Annotated in this window: 16 protein-coding genes; 7 read left to right on the plus strand and 9 right to left on the minus strand. The window is 37.3% G+C overall.

Annotated elements, in window-relative coordinates; translation table 11 throughout:
* The first annotated feature begins 11 nt into the window (after positions 1-11).
* The 3 genes from LC457_RS11115 (at position 12) to LC457_RS11125 (ending at position 711) form a co-directional block, all read left to right on the plus strand.
* Entirely contained in the window at positions 12-209 is a 198-nt protein-coding gene (locus LC457_RS11115; protein ID WP_223599899.1) for a hypothetical protein, read from the plus strand.
* 66 nt (positions 210-275) lie between these two features.
* Positions 276-485, plus strand: a complete 210-nt coding sequence (locus LC457_RS11120) for a hypothetical protein (protein ID WP_105701922.1) — start codon at positions 276-278, stop codon at positions 483-485.
* 16 nt (positions 486-501) lie between these two features.
* Positions 502-711, plus strand: coding sequence for a hypothetical protein (locus LC457_RS11125; protein WP_223599900.1), 210 nt, complete (start codon positions 502-504; stop codon positions 709-711).
* A gap of 36 nt (positions 712-747) precedes the next feature.
* Here the strand turns inward: LC457_RS11125 and nadA are convergent, their stop codons facing one another.
* The 4 genes from nadA to LC457_RS23385 all read right to left on the minus strand — a co-directional run bounded on the left by nadA (position 748) and on the right by LC457_RS23385 (position 3544).
* Complete coding sequence (gene nadA / locus LC457_RS11130; RefSeq protein ID WP_089689786.1) at positions 748-1767, minus strand: quinolinate synthase NadA; 1020 nt, start codon at positions 1765-1767, stop codon at positions 748-750.
* 104 nt (positions 1768-1871) lie between these two features.
* On the minus strand, positions 1872-2435 hold the full coding sequence (gmk, locus tag LC457_RS11135) for a guanylate kinase (protein ID WP_223599901.1): 564 nt from the start codon (positions 2433-2435) through the stop codon (positions 1872-1874).
* Positions 2436-2521: 86 nt separating this feature from the next.
* Entirely contained in the window at positions 2522-3379 is an 858-nt protein-coding gene (locus tag LC457_RS11140) for a YicC family protein (protein WP_081983652.1), read from the minus strand.
* Between the two features lie 30 nt (positions 3380-3409).
* Positions 3410-3544 carry a hypothetical protein gene (locus tag LC457_RS23385; RefSeq protein ID WP_262904064.1) on the minus strand — a complete coding sequence of 45 codons (135 nt, stop codon included), beginning with the start codon at positions 3542-3544 and terminating at the stop codon, positions 3410-3412.
* A 17-nt stretch (positions 3545-3561) separates the two neighbouring features.
* On the opposite strand from LC457_RS23385, the gene miaA reads away from it, so the two are divergent.
* The gene (gene miaA / locus LC457_RS11145; RefSeq protein WP_223599902.1) at positions 3562-4482 is read left to right on the plus strand and encodes a tRNA (adenosine(37)-N6)-dimethylallyltransferase MiaA; all 921 of its coding nucleotides are present in this window, start codon (positions 3562-3564) and stop codon (positions 4480-4482) included.
* A 259-nt stretch (positions 4483-4741) separates the two neighbouring features.
* Here the strand turns inward: miaA and LC457_RS11150 are convergent, their stop codons facing one another.
* The 4 genes from LC457_RS11150 to LC457_RS11165 form a co-directional block, all read right to left on the minus strand.
* Complete coding sequence (locus tag LC457_RS11150) at positions 4742-6154, minus strand: efflux transporter outer membrane subunit (RefSeq protein WP_223599903.1); 1413 nt, start codon at positions 6152-6154, stop codon at positions 4742-4744.
* Positions 6155-6320: 166 nt separating this feature from the next.
* Positions 6321-9503 (minus strand): efflux RND transporter permease subunit, encoded by a 3183-nt coding sequence (locus tag LC457_RS11155; protein WP_223599904.1) that lies wholly within the window; start codon positions 9501-9503, stop codon positions 6321-6323.
* Positions 9504-9543: 40 nt separating this feature from the next.
* A complete protein-coding gene (locus LC457_RS11160; protein WP_223599905.1) occupies positions 9544-10704 on the minus strand; it encodes an efflux RND transporter periplasmic adaptor subunit in 1161 nt (386 codons plus the stop codon).
* A 365-nt stretch (positions 10705-11069) separates the two neighbouring features.
* Positions 11070-11666 carry a TetR/AcrR family transcriptional regulator gene (locus LC457_RS11165; RefSeq protein WP_034694942.1) on the minus strand — a complete coding sequence of 199 codons (597 nt, stop codon included), beginning with the start codon at positions 11664-11666 and terminating at the stop codon, positions 11070-11072.
* A 299-nt stretch (positions 11667-11965) separates the two neighbouring features.
* Here LC457_RS11165 and LC457_RS11170 point away from each other — a divergent pair, with 299 nt between their 5' ends.
* The gene (locus LC457_RS11170) at positions 11966-12520 is read left to right on the plus strand and encodes a thioredoxin family protein (RefSeq protein ID WP_149833491.1); all 555 of its coding nucleotides are present in this window, start codon (positions 11966-11968) and stop codon (positions 12518-12520) included.
* A 526-nt stretch (positions 12521-13046) separates the two neighbouring features.
* On the opposite strand, the gene LC457_RS11175 is transcribed toward LC457_RS11170, so the two are convergent.
* A complete protein-coding gene (locus LC457_RS11175) occupies positions 13047-13952 on the minus strand; it encodes an AraC family transcriptional regulator (protein WP_223599906.1) in 906 nt (301 codons plus the stop codon).
* Positions 13953-14075: 123 nt separating this feature from the next.
* Between LC457_RS11175 and LC457_RS11180 the strand changes: the two genes are divergently transcribed.
* Positions 14076-15305 (plus strand): sugar MFS transporter, encoded by a 1230-nt coding sequence (locus LC457_RS11180; RefSeq protein WP_223599907.1) that lies wholly within the window; start codon positions 14076-14078, stop codon positions 15303-15305.
* Positions 15306-15307: 2 nt separating this feature from the next.
* Positions 15308-16789, plus strand: a complete 1482-nt coding sequence (locus LC457_RS11185; RefSeq protein ID WP_223599908.1) for a trehalase family glycosidase — start codon at positions 15308-15310, stop codon at positions 16787-16789.
* Positions 16790-16793 lie beyond the last annotated feature (4 nt).

Raw genomic sequence — 16793 nt, forward strand, 5'->3', positions numbered from 1 at the left:
TAAAAACTACCATGAAAAATTCAAAAAAATTAAACAGAGAAAGCTTAAGGGCTATTATTGGAGGTGGAGGAGATACCTGTGCTGTTGATCTTGACTGCGGACCAAAAGGTTGTGCAGTGTGTACCGACTTTAAAGGACGTAAAGTTTGTCTTTATCTTTTCCCTTATGATCCATCCATTCCAGGCAGCTGTATGGTTCTGGAAGGCTAGAAAAATATTATTAAAAAAATCAATTCGTTATAAAAACATACAATCAAAATTTAATTTAAAACTACTATGAAAAATCTAAAGAAATTAAACAGAAAAGAACTTGAACAATTAAATGGAGCAGCAGGTCCTTCAAGATGTGCAGGATGTCCACAACATGCTACATTCGGAGATGGTCCGGAATATCAGTATCCATGTTCTGCTTATCAGGGACTTCCTGACCACTGCAAGATGTGTGTTCTGGTAAGTATGGAATGTGTGGACGGAGGAGTTTCTTAAAAGATCATTTGACTTTATGAAAAATATAAAGAAACTGAACAGAAGAGATTTGGAACAGATGAAGGGTGCCGGCGTATCAAGATGTGATAGTTGTCCTACCCATCTGGTTTTTGGACCAGGTTCTTCCAGTGATCCTTCGTGCGAGGCATATTGGACATTGTCCGAGAATTGCAGAATGTGTGTTGTTGTGAGCGCAGATTGTTTTGTTGCAATCACTGCAGACTAAAAATAAAAAGCACTGTGTAAAAACAGTGCTTTTCAATTATTTTATGCTTTTAGAGAGATCAAGCATTGCCTCAATAGGCTTTAATGCTTTTAATCTTAATTCTTCGTCGATAAGAATTTCCGGAAGTTCATACTTCATACATAAATACAGCTTTTCCATTGTATTACGTTTCATATAGAAACATTCCGAGCAGTTACAGCTTTCATCAAAAACCAATGCAGGAATAAGTTCCTTGTGAGGAGCACGCTTTCTCATTTCGTGAAGAATTCCTTCTTCTGTTGCAATGATGAATTTCTGACAGTCATCTTTTTCTACATAATTCAATAGAGCAGAAGTAGAACCAATAAAGTGAGCCAGTTTCAAAACAGCTTCTTCACTTTCAGGGTGAGCAATCAGCTTGGCATCAGGATTGTCTGCCAGCTGCTGGGCAATTCTTTCCATTGAAAAAGCTTCGTGTACGATACAGCTTCCATCCCAGAGGATCATGTCACGGCCTGTTTTTTTAGATAAATATCTTCCAAGGTTTTTATCAGGTGCGAAGATGATCGGTCTGTCTTTCGGAAGTGCTTCTATTACAGTTTCAGCATTTGAACTGGTTACGATGATATCACTTTCTGCCTTAGTTTCTGCGTTACAGTTAATGTAAGTTGCAATTAAAGCATTCGGGTGCTGTTCACGCATTTTTCTTAATCCTTCTCCTGAACAACCGTCAGCCAGAGAGCATCCGGCCATCGTATCAGGAAGAACTACTTTTTTAGTTGGGTTCAGAATTTTAGCCGCTTCCGCCATGAAATGTACACCACAGAATACAATCATGTCAGCATTCGTTTCTTTTGCCTGTCTTGCCAGCTGTAAAGAATCTCCAAGGAAATCAGCGATATCCTGAATCTCTCCCGGCTGGTAGTAATGGGCAAGAATAACAGCATTTTTTTCCTCTTTAAGTTTAAGAATGGCTTTTACCAACTCTTCTCCCTGAGGAATAGCTATATCTTTTATATCCAGAAATCCTCTGACAGGAATTGCAGATTTAGCTTTTTCTAATGTTTCGGTACTCATATCAACCTCAATTTTTTATGATCAGAAGCTAGAGGTTAGAAATTAGAAGTTAGATTTTGAGAGTATTTGATTACTTCCATCTTCTGACTTCTATCTTCCAACCATTAATTACTGATAAAACTTTTTATTAAACTTTCTATTTCTTTTTTAGCTACATCAAGATCGGTATTAATCACGATCTTATCAAACTCGCCGGCGTAGGACATTTCTTCTTCTGCCTTCGCTACACGGGTTTTTATGGTTTCTGCATCATCTGTATTTCTGGAAATCAATCTTCGTTCCAATTCTTCAATGGAAGGCGGTTCTATAAAAATAGAAAGGGCTTTTTCACCGAAATATTTTTTTAACGAAATACCTCCTTTTACATCTACATCAAAAATAACAACTTTTCCCTGATTCCAGATTTTTTCTACTTCAGATTTTAAAGTACCGTAATATTTATCAGTATATACTTCTTCATATTCTACAAAAGCATCTTCAGAAATTTTCTGCCTGAATTCATCCGGCGTCAGAAAATGATAATCTACCTGATGAACTTCACTTCCTCTCGGCTGTCTCGTGGTACATGAGACTGAGAAGCTCAGTTCCGGAAATGTTTCCAGTGAATGCTTTACTAATGTAGTTTTTCCGCTCCCTGATGGCGCTGAAAATATAATTACTTTATCCATTTTTTACAATTTCGGGTTTCGGGTTTCGAGTTACGGAGTCCATTGTTGGGAATGATAATCACGTATCTCGTAACCCGTACCTATCATTACAATACGTTTAACGTCTGTTCTTTAATTTTTTCCAGGTCATCCTTCATCATTACTACCAGTTTCTGGATTTCTGCATGATTGGCTTTAGAACCTAATGTATTGATCTCTCTTCCGATTTCCTGAGAAATAAAGCCCAGTTTTTTTCCGTTGAAAGATTCATTATCCATTACTTCTTTATAATATTTCAGATGCTGGGTAAGCCTTACCTTTTCTTCAGAGATATCAAGCTTTTCAGTGAAATAGGCCATTTCCTGGTAGAAACGTGTTTCATCAACATTTTCAAATTCTTTCAAAGATTTCTGATAACGCTCTTTCACGCTTACAATTCTTTCTTCCTCAAAAGGAATTACTTCTCCAAGATATTTGTCAATATTCTGGATATTCCTGTTTAATTCTTCATGCAGGATGCTGCCTTCTGTTCTTCTGAATTCTTCAAATCTGTCTACAGCATTATTGACAATTTTTGCCAGTGATTCCCATTCACCTTCTGTAAGCTCATCAGGTCTTGATGAGATGGCATCAGGAAGTCTTACCGCCATTTTAAGATATTCAAAATCAGGGCCGTCAGAAGCTATGTTTTTAAGCTCATTGATGTAAGATTCAATTAAATTTTTATTAATTTTTACATCATTGGACTCTTCGAGGTTCTCAATATTAACGTAGCAGTCTACTTTTCCACGGATAATTCTATCGTTAAGAATTTTTCTGATTTCAAATTCTTTTTCTTTATAACGTAAAGGAATTTTAATATTCAAATCAAAGCTCTTGCTGTTCAATGATTTAATATCTATTGTAATTTTTTTTCCTTCAAAAACATCTTCGGCTCTACCGAATCCGGTCATTGATAAAATCATAGTTTTTTATTGTTCTACAAAGATAAACATTTAAGTGTATAGTTTAGCTAAGTTGAATGGCTGGAAGATGGAGGCAGGAAGTGGGAAGATTGTGTAATATAAATTATATCTGATTTTAACTTCCAGCCTCAGGCTTCCATCTTCCAGCAAATTAAATAAACTCATTTTCGTAAATTAGCGCTGTGAAAAAGAAAAATTTGATTTCTGTAGTAGGACCCACCGGAATTGGTAAAACGAGACTGGCAATTGATTTGGCTCAACATTTCAATACGGAGATTATTTCCTGTGATTCCCGCCAGTTTTTTAAAGAAATGAAAATAGGAACCGCTGCACCTTCTGAAGAGGAACTTGCCGGTGCACCTCATCATTTTATCGGAAATCTTTCAGTTGAAGAATATTATTCTATCGGCCAGTACGAAGAAGATGCGCTTCAAAAACTCAATGAACTTTTTGCAACTCATGACACCGTTATTCTTGTTGGTGGAAGTATGATGTATGAAAAAGCAGTGATAGAAGGTCTGCATGATCTGCCTGAAGCCAATACTGAAAATCAGGAAAAACTTCAGACCATCATGGAGCAGGAGGGAATAGAAAAACTTCAGGAAATTTTACAGGAACTTGATCCCGAATATTTCAGTGTAGTGGATATTCACAATCACAGAAGACTTTTGCGTGCTATTGATGTGATCTGGCAGACTGATACAAAATATTCTGAACTAATCGCTGTTTCTCAGGATTCCAGAGATTTTAATGTGATTAGAATAGGAATAGAAGCTCCCAGAGAAGAACTGTATGACAGAATCAACCGAAGAGTAGATATAATGATGGAAAATGGCTTGCTGGATGAGGTGAAAGGTCTTGAACAATTCAAGGATCTGACCGCTTTGAATACTGTGGGCTATGCAGAATTATTCAAATATTTTGATGGAGAATGGGATCTTGATTTCGCGGTTTCGGAAATTAAAAAGAATAGTCGCAGATATGCGAAACGCCAGCTGACGTGGTATAGGAAAGCGGATGATATTCATTATTTGCAGTTGGGGTATTCTGAAAAAGAGTATGAAGATTTGCTTCAATGGATTGCGGAGGAGTTTGAAAAGTAAATACTTTTACATTATTAAACGACTTTAGAAGCTTTGAAAATATAGATTCCTACGGAATGACATCGTGCGTGGGAAAACTAAGCGCTTAGTTTGTCATTCTGACGAAGGAAGAATCTCATCGATTGTTTTTAAAGATTCTTCATTCCACTTTGTTCCATTCAGAATGACAGTACAGATGGTAATTAATTAGGGCGTTTTTATACTAAAAAAATGCGGCTCTGAAAAGAACCGCATCTTAAAACAAATATAATTTAATTTACTACTTCCAACCGCCGCCCAGCGCTCTGTATAGATCTACAATGCTGCTTAATCTCTGTCTTTTAATGGAAGCCAGATTCAACTCTGCCTGTAGGGAATTCCCTTGTGCTGTAATCACTTCCAGGTAATTGGCTGAACCTCCTTTGTAAAGAAGCTGTGCGCTTTTAATTCCATCTTTCAACGTGTTAGATTGTTCTGTGGCTTTCTGTTCCTGAACTTTTAAATTTTCATTGGAAACCAAAGCATCAGAAATTTCTCCCACGGCATTCAATACCGATTGACGGAATGCCAGAACATTTCTTTCTCTTTGAATTTTTGCTACTGCAAGATCTGTCTTCAATTGTCTTTTCTGGAAAATAGGCTGAGTAATTCCTCCTAAAACCGATCCGAATAACGAAGCCGGAATCTGAAACCAGTTGTCAATTTTAAATGAATTGACTCCTCCGTTAGCTGTAATCTTCAATGCTGGATACATATTGGCCTGAGCAATTCCTACCATTGCATTGGATTCTAATAAAACCAATTCCTGCTGACGTACATCCGGTCTGCGGCTTACCATAGCTGCCGGAAGACCTGCGGAAATATTCTGAGGTAAAGAAGTATCAGACATTTCAATCGTTCTGTTTACTTTATTAGGCAGTTCTCCTGTAAGAATACTCAATGCATTTTCCTGAATGGCGATATTTTGTTCAAGTTGCGCAATCAGAAGTTCTGTAGCCTGTTTCTGTGCGGCAGCCTGTTGTACTCCTAAGGAAGTGTTATCACCACTTTCCCACATTTTTTGGGTAATCATCAGGGTATTGCTGCTCAGTTCCAGATTAGATTTTGCAATAGCCAATTGTCTGTCCAGCATCAACAGGTTATAATATCCCTGTGCAATGGCTGCAACCACCTGAGTCTGAACTGCTTTTGAACCTTCATAGGTCTGAAGATACTGCATTCTAGAAACTTCCTGTTGGTTTTTGATTTTCCCCCAGATATCAGCTTCCCACGAAAGGTTGAAGGCTGCATTATAATCTTCAACATGGCTTGAACCTAAAAATAAATTTAAGCTTTGCCCGTTCATGCTGTTTTTGGAAGGTCTTGAGATTTGCCCGCTTACTCCGAAACCAACATCCGGATATTGCATATATTTTGCCTGTTTCAGTTTTTCCTGTGAAGCAGCAACCTGCTTTAGGGCAATCTGAAGGTCATAATTATTTTTGATTCCTTTTTCAATCAATCCCTGTAAAATAGGATCGCTGAAGAACTGCTTCCACTCCAGATTCGCTATGCTGGCAGTATCGGCAGTTGCAGTATACTGAAACTTTTCCGGAAGTGGCAGTTCAGGCTCCGTGTATGCCAGTTTGGACACACATGATACAGAGCCTATAGCCAGCGCAAAAGTTAGAATAATATTTTTTACTCGTTTCATAGTTTTTAAACTTTTAATTGAATACAAAACTTAGAGAGGTTTTGATTTATGCAAAATTGTCTTTAGTAGGAGAAAATAGCTGACTTTTTTAAACCATTAAGAACAGCAGGAAAATAGTGAATCCCTTGTCTTAAAATTTTCTCTAAGTTTTTGTAATTCATTTTTATTAATGAGCTGAAGCTAAAAGTTCTTCCTCCATTTGTTTTTTCTTCAGTCTTTTCTGTTTTCTGCTTGGCATTTTTTCATGCAGATACTGGAAGATCACATACATCACCGGAATAATAAAAATCCCGAATATTACTCCTGTAAGCATTCCTCCTACAGTACTGTATCCGATAGAGTGATTTCCTTTTGAAGAAGCGCCTTGCGTCCATACCAATGGAAGCATCCCCACGATAAAGGCAAAAGAGGTCATTAAGATCGGTCTTAAACGTAATCTTGATGCCTGAAGAGCAGACTCAATCAAAGTTTTCCCTGCTTTTCTTCTCTGTACGGCAAACTCTACAATAAGGATGGCATTTTTCGCCAATAGCCCGACAAGCATAATCAATCCTACTTGAACGTAAATGTTATTATCGATTCCGGCTAACCCTGTGAAGGCAAATACTCCAAAAATCCCTGTTGGAATCGTAAGAATAATAGCAAAAGGAAGGATATAACTTTCATACTGAGCTGCCAGTAAGAAGTACACAAACAGAATACTTAAGAAGAAAATGAATGCAGTCTGTCCGCTTGTTTTGATCTCCTCACGGGTAATCCCTGTCCATTCATACCCATATCCTCTTGGAAGTGATTGCTGAGCCACTTCTTCTACCGCTTTGATGGCATCTCCGGTACTGTATCCAGGTTTTGGTGTTCCGTTAATTGTTACAGCGTTGAAAAGGTTATTTCTTGTTACCGTTTCAGGTCCGAAAGATCTTTTTAACGTTACTAATGTTTTCGCAGGAACCATTTCGCCTGATTTATTTTTAACATAAATTCCTTCCAGAGAGTTAATATCAGTACGGTAAGGAATATCTGCCTGCGCCATTACTCTGTAGTATTTCCCGAATCTGTTAAAATCAGATACAAAGCTACTTCCGAAATAAATCTGCATCGTCTGCATCAATTCCGTTACGGAAACTCCCAGCTGGTTGGCTTTGTCAGTATCTACATCAATGGTGTACTGAGGGTTTCCTGCTGCATAAGTAGTGAATGCGAAAGCAATTTCAGGACGTTTCATCAATTCACCAATGAACTGCTGAGTGGTTGTTCCCAATTGTTCAAAAGAACCATTCGTTTTATCCTGAAGCATGAATTCAAATCCGGAAACGTTACCGAAACCTTGTACAGTAGGGAAGTTGAAGAAGAAAGCATTCGCGTCTTTCACCTGGCTTACCTTTCCTGTTAAAGTTCCTGCAATTAGATCAGGATCTTTCATTTCACCACGTTTGTCATAATCTTTAAGTTTAATAAAACCTGCAGAATATGGAGAAGCATTGGCATTACTGATAAAGTTCATTCCATCGGCTACCCAAAGGTGATTGGTTGCTTTCTCGCTGTTGATAATTTTATCAATTTGTGCTGTCGCTCTGTGTGTTCTTTCCAATGAACTTCCCGGAGGAGTATTCACAGCATATAATACGAATCCCTGGTCTTCAGTAGGAATAAATCCTGACGGAGCTTTTTTGATCAGAAAGACACTTGCTGCTGTAATAAGAACAAGACCTCCTATAGCCACCCATTTATTTTTAATTAAAAACTTAAGACTGTAGATATATTTTCTGGTCATGCTGTTGAAGCTTGCATTAAATGCATTGAAGAATCTTGCTCCAAAACCTGTTTTATGGCCGTGCTCTCCATGTTCTCCCTGAGGGTCATTTAAGAACATTGCACACAATGCCGGACTTAATGTCAATGCATTCACTGCTGAAATTAAAATCGCAATTGCTAATGTAAATGCAAACTGTCTGTAGAAAACCCCTGCAGGTCCCTGCATGAAACCAACCGGAATAAATACCGCACACATTACCAATGTAATGGAAATAATGGCTCCTGAGATTTCACTCATCGAGTTCATGGTAGCATGTTCTACAGGCATTCCTGTCTGTTCCATTTTGGAATGGACGGCTTCTACCACTACAATGGCATCATCCACCACAATACCGATGGCCAGAACTAATGCAAACAACGTAAGCATGTTGATACTGAAACCAAATAGCTGAAGGAAGAAGAATGTTCCGATGATCGCAACCGGTACTGCAATAGCAGGAATTAATGTAGATCTGAAATCCTGAAGGAAAATATATACTACAATAAATACCAGAATGAAGGCAATAACTAACGTTTCAACAACCTGATGGATAGAGGCATCCAGGAAGTCTTTAGAGTTATACATGATAATCGGCTTTACTCCTTTTGGAAGAGTAGTTTCCATTACTTTCACCTGACTTTCAATTTCAGTCAGGATTTCATTCGCATTGGAACCTGCAGTCTGTAGAATGGCAAATCCGGCAACCGGTTTCCCGTCAACTCTGTTAGTCGCAGTATAAGTATAAGACCCGAATTCTACTCTTGCTACATCTTTTAATCGTAAGAAAGAGCCGTCACTATTGGCTTTAATAGCGATGTTTTCGTAGTCTTCATTCTTATTCAGTTTTCCTTTATATTTAAGGATATACTCGTAAGTTTCCTTACTTCCCTGTCCCAAACGGCCCGGGGCTGCTTCAAGGTTGTGGTCTTTAATGGCTCCCAGAACTTCCTGAGGAGAAAGGTTGTTAGCTGCCAGTCTGTCCGGTTTCAGCCAGATTCTCATAGAGTAATCCCTTGTTCCGAATACCTGAGCCTGTGCTACTCCCGGAATACGCTGAATCTGTGGAATAACATTAATTTTCAGGTAGTTTTGAAGGAATAATTCGTCATATTGTTTTTCATTTTCACTGGTCAATCCCATGAACATGATCATACTGTTCTGTACTTTCTGGGTAGAAATCCCGGCCTGTACTACCTCCTGAGGTAATTGGCTCATCGCTTTCGATACACGGTTTTGTACGTTTACAGCTGCATTATCAGCGTCAGCACCTTGTTTGAAGAACACACTCAGTGTCATTGTACCGTCGTTACTGGAGTTTGAGGTCATATAGGTCATGTTCTCAACTCCGTTTACGGCTTCCTCAATAGGGGTGGCAACTGAACGTGCTACAACCTCCGCGTTGGCTCCCGGATAGAATGCAGTAACCTGTACACTCGGTGGAGCGATGTCCGGGAAGAGGGCAATCGGTAAATTAAAGAGAGACAGGGCTCCCAATAATAAGAGTATTATGGAGATGACCGTTGAAAGGACCGGCCTTTCTATAAATTGTTTTAACATAAGAAGTTTATTTTTTTAAGTCTTCTGTATTCGGGATGGACTATAATGGTTTTGCTTTTAGCAAGCTGTCAGAAGAAATATTTTTTGGATTGATGGAAGCTCCGTCTTTTAGGTTTCCAATTCCTGTGTAAACTATTTTTTCTCCAGGTGCAAGTCCTTCAGAAATGAAATAATAGCTATCCGTTTTTCCTGATATTTTGATTGGTCTTCCGGTTACCTTTTTGTCTTTACCCATTACATATACATAGGTTTTATCCTGAATTTCGAAAGTAGATTCCTGTGGAATCACTACGGCATTTGAGATCAGTTGCGGCATACGCACTCTTCCTGTATTTCCGGTTCTTAAAGCTCCGTTGGCATTAGGGAAAACAGCACGTACACTGATGGCTCCGGTAGTTTTATCAAACTGTCCGTCTACGATGCTCAGTTTTCCTTTTTCAGGATAAGTACTGTTGTCAGCGATCACCAATTCTACCATTGGCATATTTTTCAGCTTTTCTTCCAAAGTAGCGCCCGGATATTTATTCTGAAAAGCAATAAAGTCCAGTTCACTTAAAGAGAAATAAGCATAAATTTCACTGATATCAGATAATAATGTCAATGGATTTACATCTGTTCTTGAGATCAGACTTCCTTTTTTGTAAGGAATTCTTCCGATATAACCACTTACAGGAGCGGTAATGGTTGTAAATCCTACATTGATTCTTGCGCTTCCTACAGAAGCTTTGGCTTGTGATGCAGCAGCAACAGCAGCTTCATAATTGGCTTTAGCTGTTTTAAGTTGTACATCAGATACTACTTTTGCAGCAACCAATGGCTGAAGTCTGTCTACCTCTACTCTTGCTTTTTGGATATTGGCATTAGCAGCCTGTAGATTAGCTTGTGCCATATTCATTTGTTCTCCGTAGCTTCTGGAGTCTATTTTAAATAATGGCTGTCCGGCTCTTACGTAAGATCCTTCCTCTACATAGATTCTATCAAGATAGCCATCTACCTGAGATCTTATTTCAACATTGTTTTTCCCTTCTAAGGCAGTAGGGAATTCCTGATATGTAGTAGCGGGTGATGTAAGAACGGTATAAACCGGAAGTTCTGGAGCTGGCGGCGCGGCATTGGATCCTTCTGCAGCCTTGGTACAGCTCTGTAAAAGAATTATACTTGCAATAAGTACAATAAACCTTGTTTTTCCAGGTATTTTCATTGTGGTTTAATTTTTTTAATGAAGTGTTAGATTTAAGTAAAAGTCTTTTTAATAAATGCTGTTTTTTTTCCTAACAGTGTTAATAGTTAGTTCAAAAAAAATTACAGAATTTTTAATGTCCGATAAAGTCGATTGTTTCCATAATTGAAAATTGTTTTTAAGGTATTTAAGTGTATAATGATGGTGTAAGGTGTGTTAATTTTACTAACAGTGTTAATTGATAAGCAAAAAATGATTATTTTTAACAACTGAATGATATGAATTGCTCCATAAATGATTTCATTTTTAATCAGGAAAAACTGAATAATTTAACTTAATTCGGTGTTAAATTTCCTAACGGTGTTAATTTTAAATTCAAAAAAAATTTACAAAGACTTAATAAAAGCCGAAACAGTTTCGTCCAATGTTGTCTTGTTCATTGTGGAAGGAATATCAGCAGTACGCATCATCATGATAGAGATCATTCCGTGAACGGCAGAAAACAGAGCGTGAGACATATGACAGGCATTGTCCGGATTGGATCCGTTTTTCTTGATAATCTCATAGGTACATTCATAGATCAGTTCCTGGAATGATGAGAATTCTTTTTTCATCTGCCCTTTTCCACAGCATTGCATTCCAAGACCAAACATAAGCTGGTAATATTCCTTGTTTTTAAAAGCAAAGTTCCAGTAGGCATCCACAATCGCAACAAGCTGCTCTTCAGGAGTGTCATGTTTCTGCTGAGCTTTTAATAATTCTATGTGTAGCTTATGAAAGCCATCTAAAGAAATTTCAAATAGAATAGCTTCTTTATTTTCAAAATAATCATATACTACAGGTGCACTATACTCAATAGCATCAGCTATCTTACGCATAGACAATGAACCCCAGCCTTCAGTTTTAGCCAAAGTAAAAGCAGCCTGCAAAATATTTGCACGGATGGATTCTTTTTCTCGTTGACGGCGTTCATGTAGACCCATGATATTTATTTACTAACAGCGTTAGCAAAACTACAAACTTTTTAATATAACTTCCAAAGGATATTATGAATTTTATAGATTTGCCGGCTATTTAAAGAAAAATATATCAAAGGCTGGAAGCTTGAAGAATGGGAGCTGGAAGTTGTTTCGCGTTAAAAAAACACTACTAATAGAATTTGACTATAACTATTTTTTAGAGGCAAATATCTTCCTTCCTCTACAAAAATAAAATGTCTGTTTCAGAACTCAGCTCAATTAATAAAAGAAATATCTATCTTTGCCGGTAAAGAAAAAAGGATATGAATACTCCATCAAATATGCTGGCATTAGGAACAAAGGCACCGTTTTTTGAACTTCCTAACCCGTCAAAAACGAATGAACTTCAGTCTTTGGAAGAGCTGAAAGGAGAAAATGGTACTTTGGTGATCTTTATGTGCAACCACTGTCCGTTTGTTCTTCACGTGATTGATAAGATCAACGAATTATATGAAGATTATAATGAGCGAGGAATAGAATTTATCGCTATCAATGCTAATGATATTGAGAAATATCCGGCAGATTCTCCTGAGAAAATGATCGAATTTCAGATTGAAAGAAATTTTGATTTCCCTTATTTATTCGATGAAAGCCAGGCAGTAGCTAAAGCTTACGATGCGGCTTGTACACCGGATTTTTATTTCTTTGATGATAAGCTGGATCTTGTGTACAGAGGTCAGATGGATGATTCAAGGCCTGGAAATAATAAAGATGTAACAGGTGAAGATCTTATTATTGCTTTTGAAAATCTTTTGGCTGGTGAAGCTCAGGAAGAAATTCAAAGACCAAGCATGGGATGTAATATTAAATGGAAATAATTGCTGGTTGCTGGTTATTTAGTTACTAGTTTTTACTCATTATAATATAGAGCTGCTCTTTTTAGAGTGGCTTTTTTATTGATCACAATATAGCTCATTTATTATTCACACAGTTTGTCACTCCGTAGGAGTCTCAGCATAGCATGTCTTGTCTTTTTTGATTGTAAACCTTTCAAAATTTATGTAAATCGGTCTGGATTGCTACGGAATGGACAAACACAGCGTTTATTGTAACCACGCGAATTGTCACTCCGTAGGAGTCTCAGCATAGCATGTCTTGTCTTTTTTGATTGTCAACCTTTTCAAAATTTACGTAAATCAGTCTGGATTCCTACGGAATGAACAAACATAGCGTTTATTGTAACCACGCGAATTGTCACTCCGTAGGAGTGACAGCATAGCATGTCTTGTCTTTTTTGATTGTAAACCTTTTCAAAATTTATGTAAATCGGTCTGGATTCCTACGGAATGACAAATACAAAAGCATTGTCTATTCATTCACTTGTCACTCGGCATAGTTTCTCTATTAAAAGCTTGCCATGGTTTTAGTCTCATTCTCAACTTTCAAATCTACATTAACGTTACTGTGAGAATAATTTCTGATAAACTCTGAAGGTGTTTTCCCTGTATATTTTTTAAACATTCTATTAAAGTACGTTACATTATTAAAACCGCATTGGTAGCTGCATTCCGAAATAGATCTGTCCTGCGCCATTAGTAAGCATGCCTTATTAATTCTGTATCTATTGACAAACTCTGTAAACGTAATCTGGGTCGCTTTTTTAAAGAAATTACAGAAAGCCGGCAAAGTGAGATTGGCCAGTTTTGCTACTTCTTCAATTTCGATTTCCTTGTCATAATGATGTTCTACATACGTGAAGATATTTTCAAGGCGGGTTTTATTTTTAGAAATAATGGTGTAGGGCATGATTTCTTTGTTCAGAAGATCGTAATCTTCACATTTTGAAAGTTCAAAAAGAATTTCAAGCAGCAGCAAATACCTTTTGTAACCTTCCGATTCCAGCATAAGCTTCAACTTGGGAAGCATCACTTTTTTAACTTTATGGTGAAAATGAATTCCATATTTTGACAGCTCCAGAAGGTTTTTAATAGATCTGGCTTCTACCTCCTGTTGGGGAAACTGCAGAATTTCTTCCTTGAACTGAAGTACAATTTCTTCATGCGGATCAATCGAGTTTAATCCAAATCCGGAATGGGGAATATTAGACCCGATTAATACCAGATCGCCATTTGTATAATTACTTTTATGATATCCAACGTGACGGGTTCCGTTCCCGGAAATGACACATACCAGCTCAATTTCGGGATGGTAATGATACTCCCATTTGAATTCTGAAATAGGAGAGTTGTTATGAATCGTGCGGAATGAGCTCTTTTCATTAGGAATTACCCTTTCAAAAGTAACTTTCATTTAATTAATCATATTTAATTGCTAAAAATACTAATTATATTAATATAGTTCAAATATTGATTTACTGTGTTAAATTATCGTTAACACAAATGCTTCTATCTTAGCCGACAAGAAATAACCTGAATGAAAAATATTAACATCAAGGCCGTTTTATTTTTAAATTATTTTGTCTTTGCCATTCTTCTGAATTCTGTAGGTACAGTGATCCTGCAGGTACAGCAGAATTTTGGGATTTCAAAATCTTCGGCCAGTGTTTTGGAAGGCTTTAAAGATCTTCCCATTGCCATATGTTCATTCATTCTGGCCTCATTTCTTCCCAAAATCGGAATCAAAAAATCAATGTTAATTGCTTTATTGCTGGTAAGCTGTATGTGTTTTGTAATGCCGTTTACCAATAGCTTTTGGGTTTTTAAATTATTATTTGCTACGGTAGGAGTTTCCTTTGCTTTAATTAAAATTTCGGTTTTTACTTCTATTGGATTGGTAACGGAAACAGACAAGGAACATTCCAGCTTTATGGGATTTCTTGAAGGTTTTTTCATGATTGGAGTTCTTGCAGGAAATGTATTGTTCAGTTTATATATTGATGATCATAATCCGGAATCTACGCGTTGGTTGAATGTATACTGGGTTTTGGGTGGGCTTTCCACTTTATCTTTTTTATTCCTGTTCTTCTCAAAATTAAATGAGCAGGAAGCGAAAAGTGAGAAAACAGATTTATTGGGAGATTTAAGAAATAGTGCAAGCTTATTCAGCTATAAAAAAGTGCTGTTCTTTTTATTATGTGCTTTCCTTTTTGTACTGGTAGAGCAGAGCTTTCAAACATGGACGCCTACTTTTTATAAAGAAATTTTAAAAGTGCCTACTTCAATGAGTATTCAGGCGGGAGCTGTTTTAGCAGGAGCTTTTGCTTTAGGAAGATTTTTGTCGGGATTCTTCTCTAAGAAATTCAACTGGATCTATGTAGTTTCTTTTTGTGTGATAGGTTTTGCTATCAGCTTACTGTTGGTTTTACCATTGACCCATAACATTCATATTGATACAAATACAAACTGGCTGAATGCACCTTTGGTAGTTTATTTATTTCCCTTGATGGGAGGTTTGCTGGCACCGATCTATCCAAGCATTAATTCTGTGATTCTGGCATCAATCCCGAAATATTTACACAGTGCCATGTCAGGATTGATTGTTGTTTTCTCAGCAATCGGAGGAACTATAGGTTCTATCATTACCGGTTTTGTGTTTCAGGAGTTTAGTGGTCAGCAGGCATTTTATCTGTCTTTGATTCCGCTTTCATTACTGATCACTTCGGCAGTTTTCATGAATAAATTAAAAATTAATCCTAAAAAATAACAATGAGTAATCAGCTTTACATAAACGAAATTCAAAGTCTGTTTGATGAGGTGCAGAGATCTGAAATTTTTGAAGATCAGAAAATGATGACAGATGCAGTTCCCCTGTTTCCTGTTGCAAAGATTAATGAAGATTATGAACAATTAAAAAATACAGAAGGTTTTGATCTGAAAGATTTTGTGATGACCCATTTTGACTTTTTAGGGGCCAGAGTTTCGGTGCAGAGAGAAGATCATCTTCCTATCAAAGAACATATTGAAAAATTATGGGATGAATTGACGCGTATAGCCGATAAAGAAAAGGGAACTCTTTTAAAATTACCGAAACCCTATATCGTTCCGGGAGGTCGTTTTAACGAGTTTTTCTATTGGGACAGCTATTTTATTATGCTGGGATTAAAAGCTTCCGGCAGAATAGAAATGATGGAAAATATTATTGAAAACTGTTCTTACCTGATTCAAAATGTAGGATTTGTCCCGAATGCCAGCAGAACTCATTTTCTGAGCAGATCACAGCCTCCTTATTTTTCATTAATGCTGGATCTTCTTTTTGAAACAACGCGTGACGAAGAAGTTTATACAAAATACCATGATACTTTAGAAAAAGAATATGCTTTCTGGATGAATGGTGAAGAATGGCTGGAAAATAATTCCAGTGTAAAAAGAGTGGTTAAAACAATAGACGGAGATATTCTGAACCGCTATTACGATGCAGAAAATGCACCACGTCCCGAAAGTTATCTGATTGATATTGAGGATCATGAAAAAACTTCGGGAGATGAATTTTATAGAAATATAAGAAGCGCCTGTGAATCAGGCTGGGATTTTTCCAGCAGATGGTTTGCAGACGGAGAAAATATACAGACGATAGAAACGCTGAACTTAGCACAGGTTGATTTAAACTGCCTTTTATGGCATTTGGAAATGACTTTGGCAAAATCTTCAGCGCATCAGAATCTGAGTGAAAAAGAAAATTATTTTTCAGAAAGAGCAGCAAGCCGAAGACAGATGATCAATAAATATTTCTGGGATGGAAATACTAACAATTATAAAGATTATCACACTAAAAAAAACACAAAAACACCGTCTGAACATATTGCTGCTCTTTACCCTTTATTCCTGGGAATGGCAGATCAGGAACAGGCAGAGGCGGTTGCAAAAGCTATAGCTGAAAAATTTCTTTACAAAGGCGGGTTGGTTACCACCACTAAAAATTCGGGCCAGCAATGGGATCTTCCCAATGCATGGGCTCCTTATCAGTGGCTGGGCTTTAAAGCAATGAAAAATTATGGCTTTGATGAACTGGCAGAACAAATTAAAAATAATTGGTGTTCCAATGTAGAAAGAGTCTACAAAAACACCGGAAAACTAATGGAGAAATACAATGCATTAGACACAGAAACAATAGCAGGCGGCGGGGAATACCCTAATCAGGATGGATTTGGTTGGACCAATGGAGTGTATTTACAATTACAACAAAACTGAAACT

The sequence above is a fragment of the Chryseobacterium sp. GVT01B genome (assembly GCF_019970045.1).
In the GTDB taxonomy this organism is placed as follows: domain Bacteria; phylum Bacteroidota; class Bacteroidia; order Flavobacteriales; family Weeksellaceae; genus Chryseobacterium.

Bases quoted from the DNA above. Each gene is read 5' to 3' on its own strand.
- LC457_RS11115 (WP_223599899.1), top strand. From the start codon at position 12: ATGAAAAATTCAAAAAAATTAAACAGAGAAAGCTTAAGGGCTATTATT.
- LC457_RS11120 (WP_105701922.1), top strand. From the start codon at position 276: ATGAAAAATCTAAAGAAATTAAACAGAAAAGAACTTGAACAATTAAAT.
- LC457_RS11125 (WP_223599900.1), top strand. From the start codon at position 502: ATGAAAAATATAAAGAAACTGAACAGAAGAGATTTGGAACAGATGAAG.
- nadA (WP_089689786.1), bottom strand. From the start codon at position 1,767: ATGAGTACCGAAACATTAGAAAAAGCTAAATCTGCAATTCCTGTCAGA.
- gmk (WP_223599901.1), bottom strand. From the start codon at position 2,435: ATGGATAAAGTAATTATATTTTCAGCGCCATCAGGGAGCGGAAAAACT.
- LC457_RS11140 (WP_081983652.1), bottom strand. From the start codon at position 3,379: ATGATTTTATCAATGACCGGATTCGGTAGAGCCGAAGATGTTTTTGAA.
- LC457_RS23385 (WP_262904064.1), bottom strand. From the start codon at position 3,544: ATGAGTTTATTTAATTTGCTGGAAGATGGAAGCCTGAGGCTGGAAGTT.
- LC457_RS11150 (WP_223599903.1), bottom strand. From the start codon at position 6,154: ATGAAACGAGTAAAAAATATTATTCTAACTTTTGCGCTGGCTATAGGC.
- LC457_RS11155 (WP_223599904.1), bottom strand. From the start codon at position 9,503: ATGTTAAAACAATTTATAGAAAGGCCGGTCCTTTCAACGGTCATCTCC.
- LC457_RS11160 (WP_223599905.1), bottom strand. From the start codon at position 10,704: ATGAAAATACCTGGAAAAACAAGGTTTATTGTACTTATTGCAAGTATA.
- LC457_RS11165 (WP_034694942.1), bottom strand. From the start codon at position 11,666: ATGGGTCTACATGAACGCCGTCAACGAGAAAAAGAATCCATCCGTGCA.
- LC457_RS11170 (WP_149833491.1), top strand. From the start codon at position 11,966: ATGAATACTCCATCAAATATGCTGGCATTAGGAACAAAGGCACCGTTT.
- LC457_RS11175 (WP_223599906.1), bottom strand. From the start codon at position 13,952: ATGAAAGTTACTTTTGAAAGGGTAATTCCTAATGAAAAGAGCTCATTC.
- LC457_RS11180 (WP_223599907.1), top strand. From the start codon at position 14,076: ATGAAAAATATTAACATCAAGGCCGTTTTATTTTTAAATTATTTTGTC.
- LC457_RS11185 (WP_223599908.1), top strand. From the start codon at position 15,308: ATGAGTAATCAGCTTTACATAAACGAAATTCAAAGTCTGTTTGATGAG.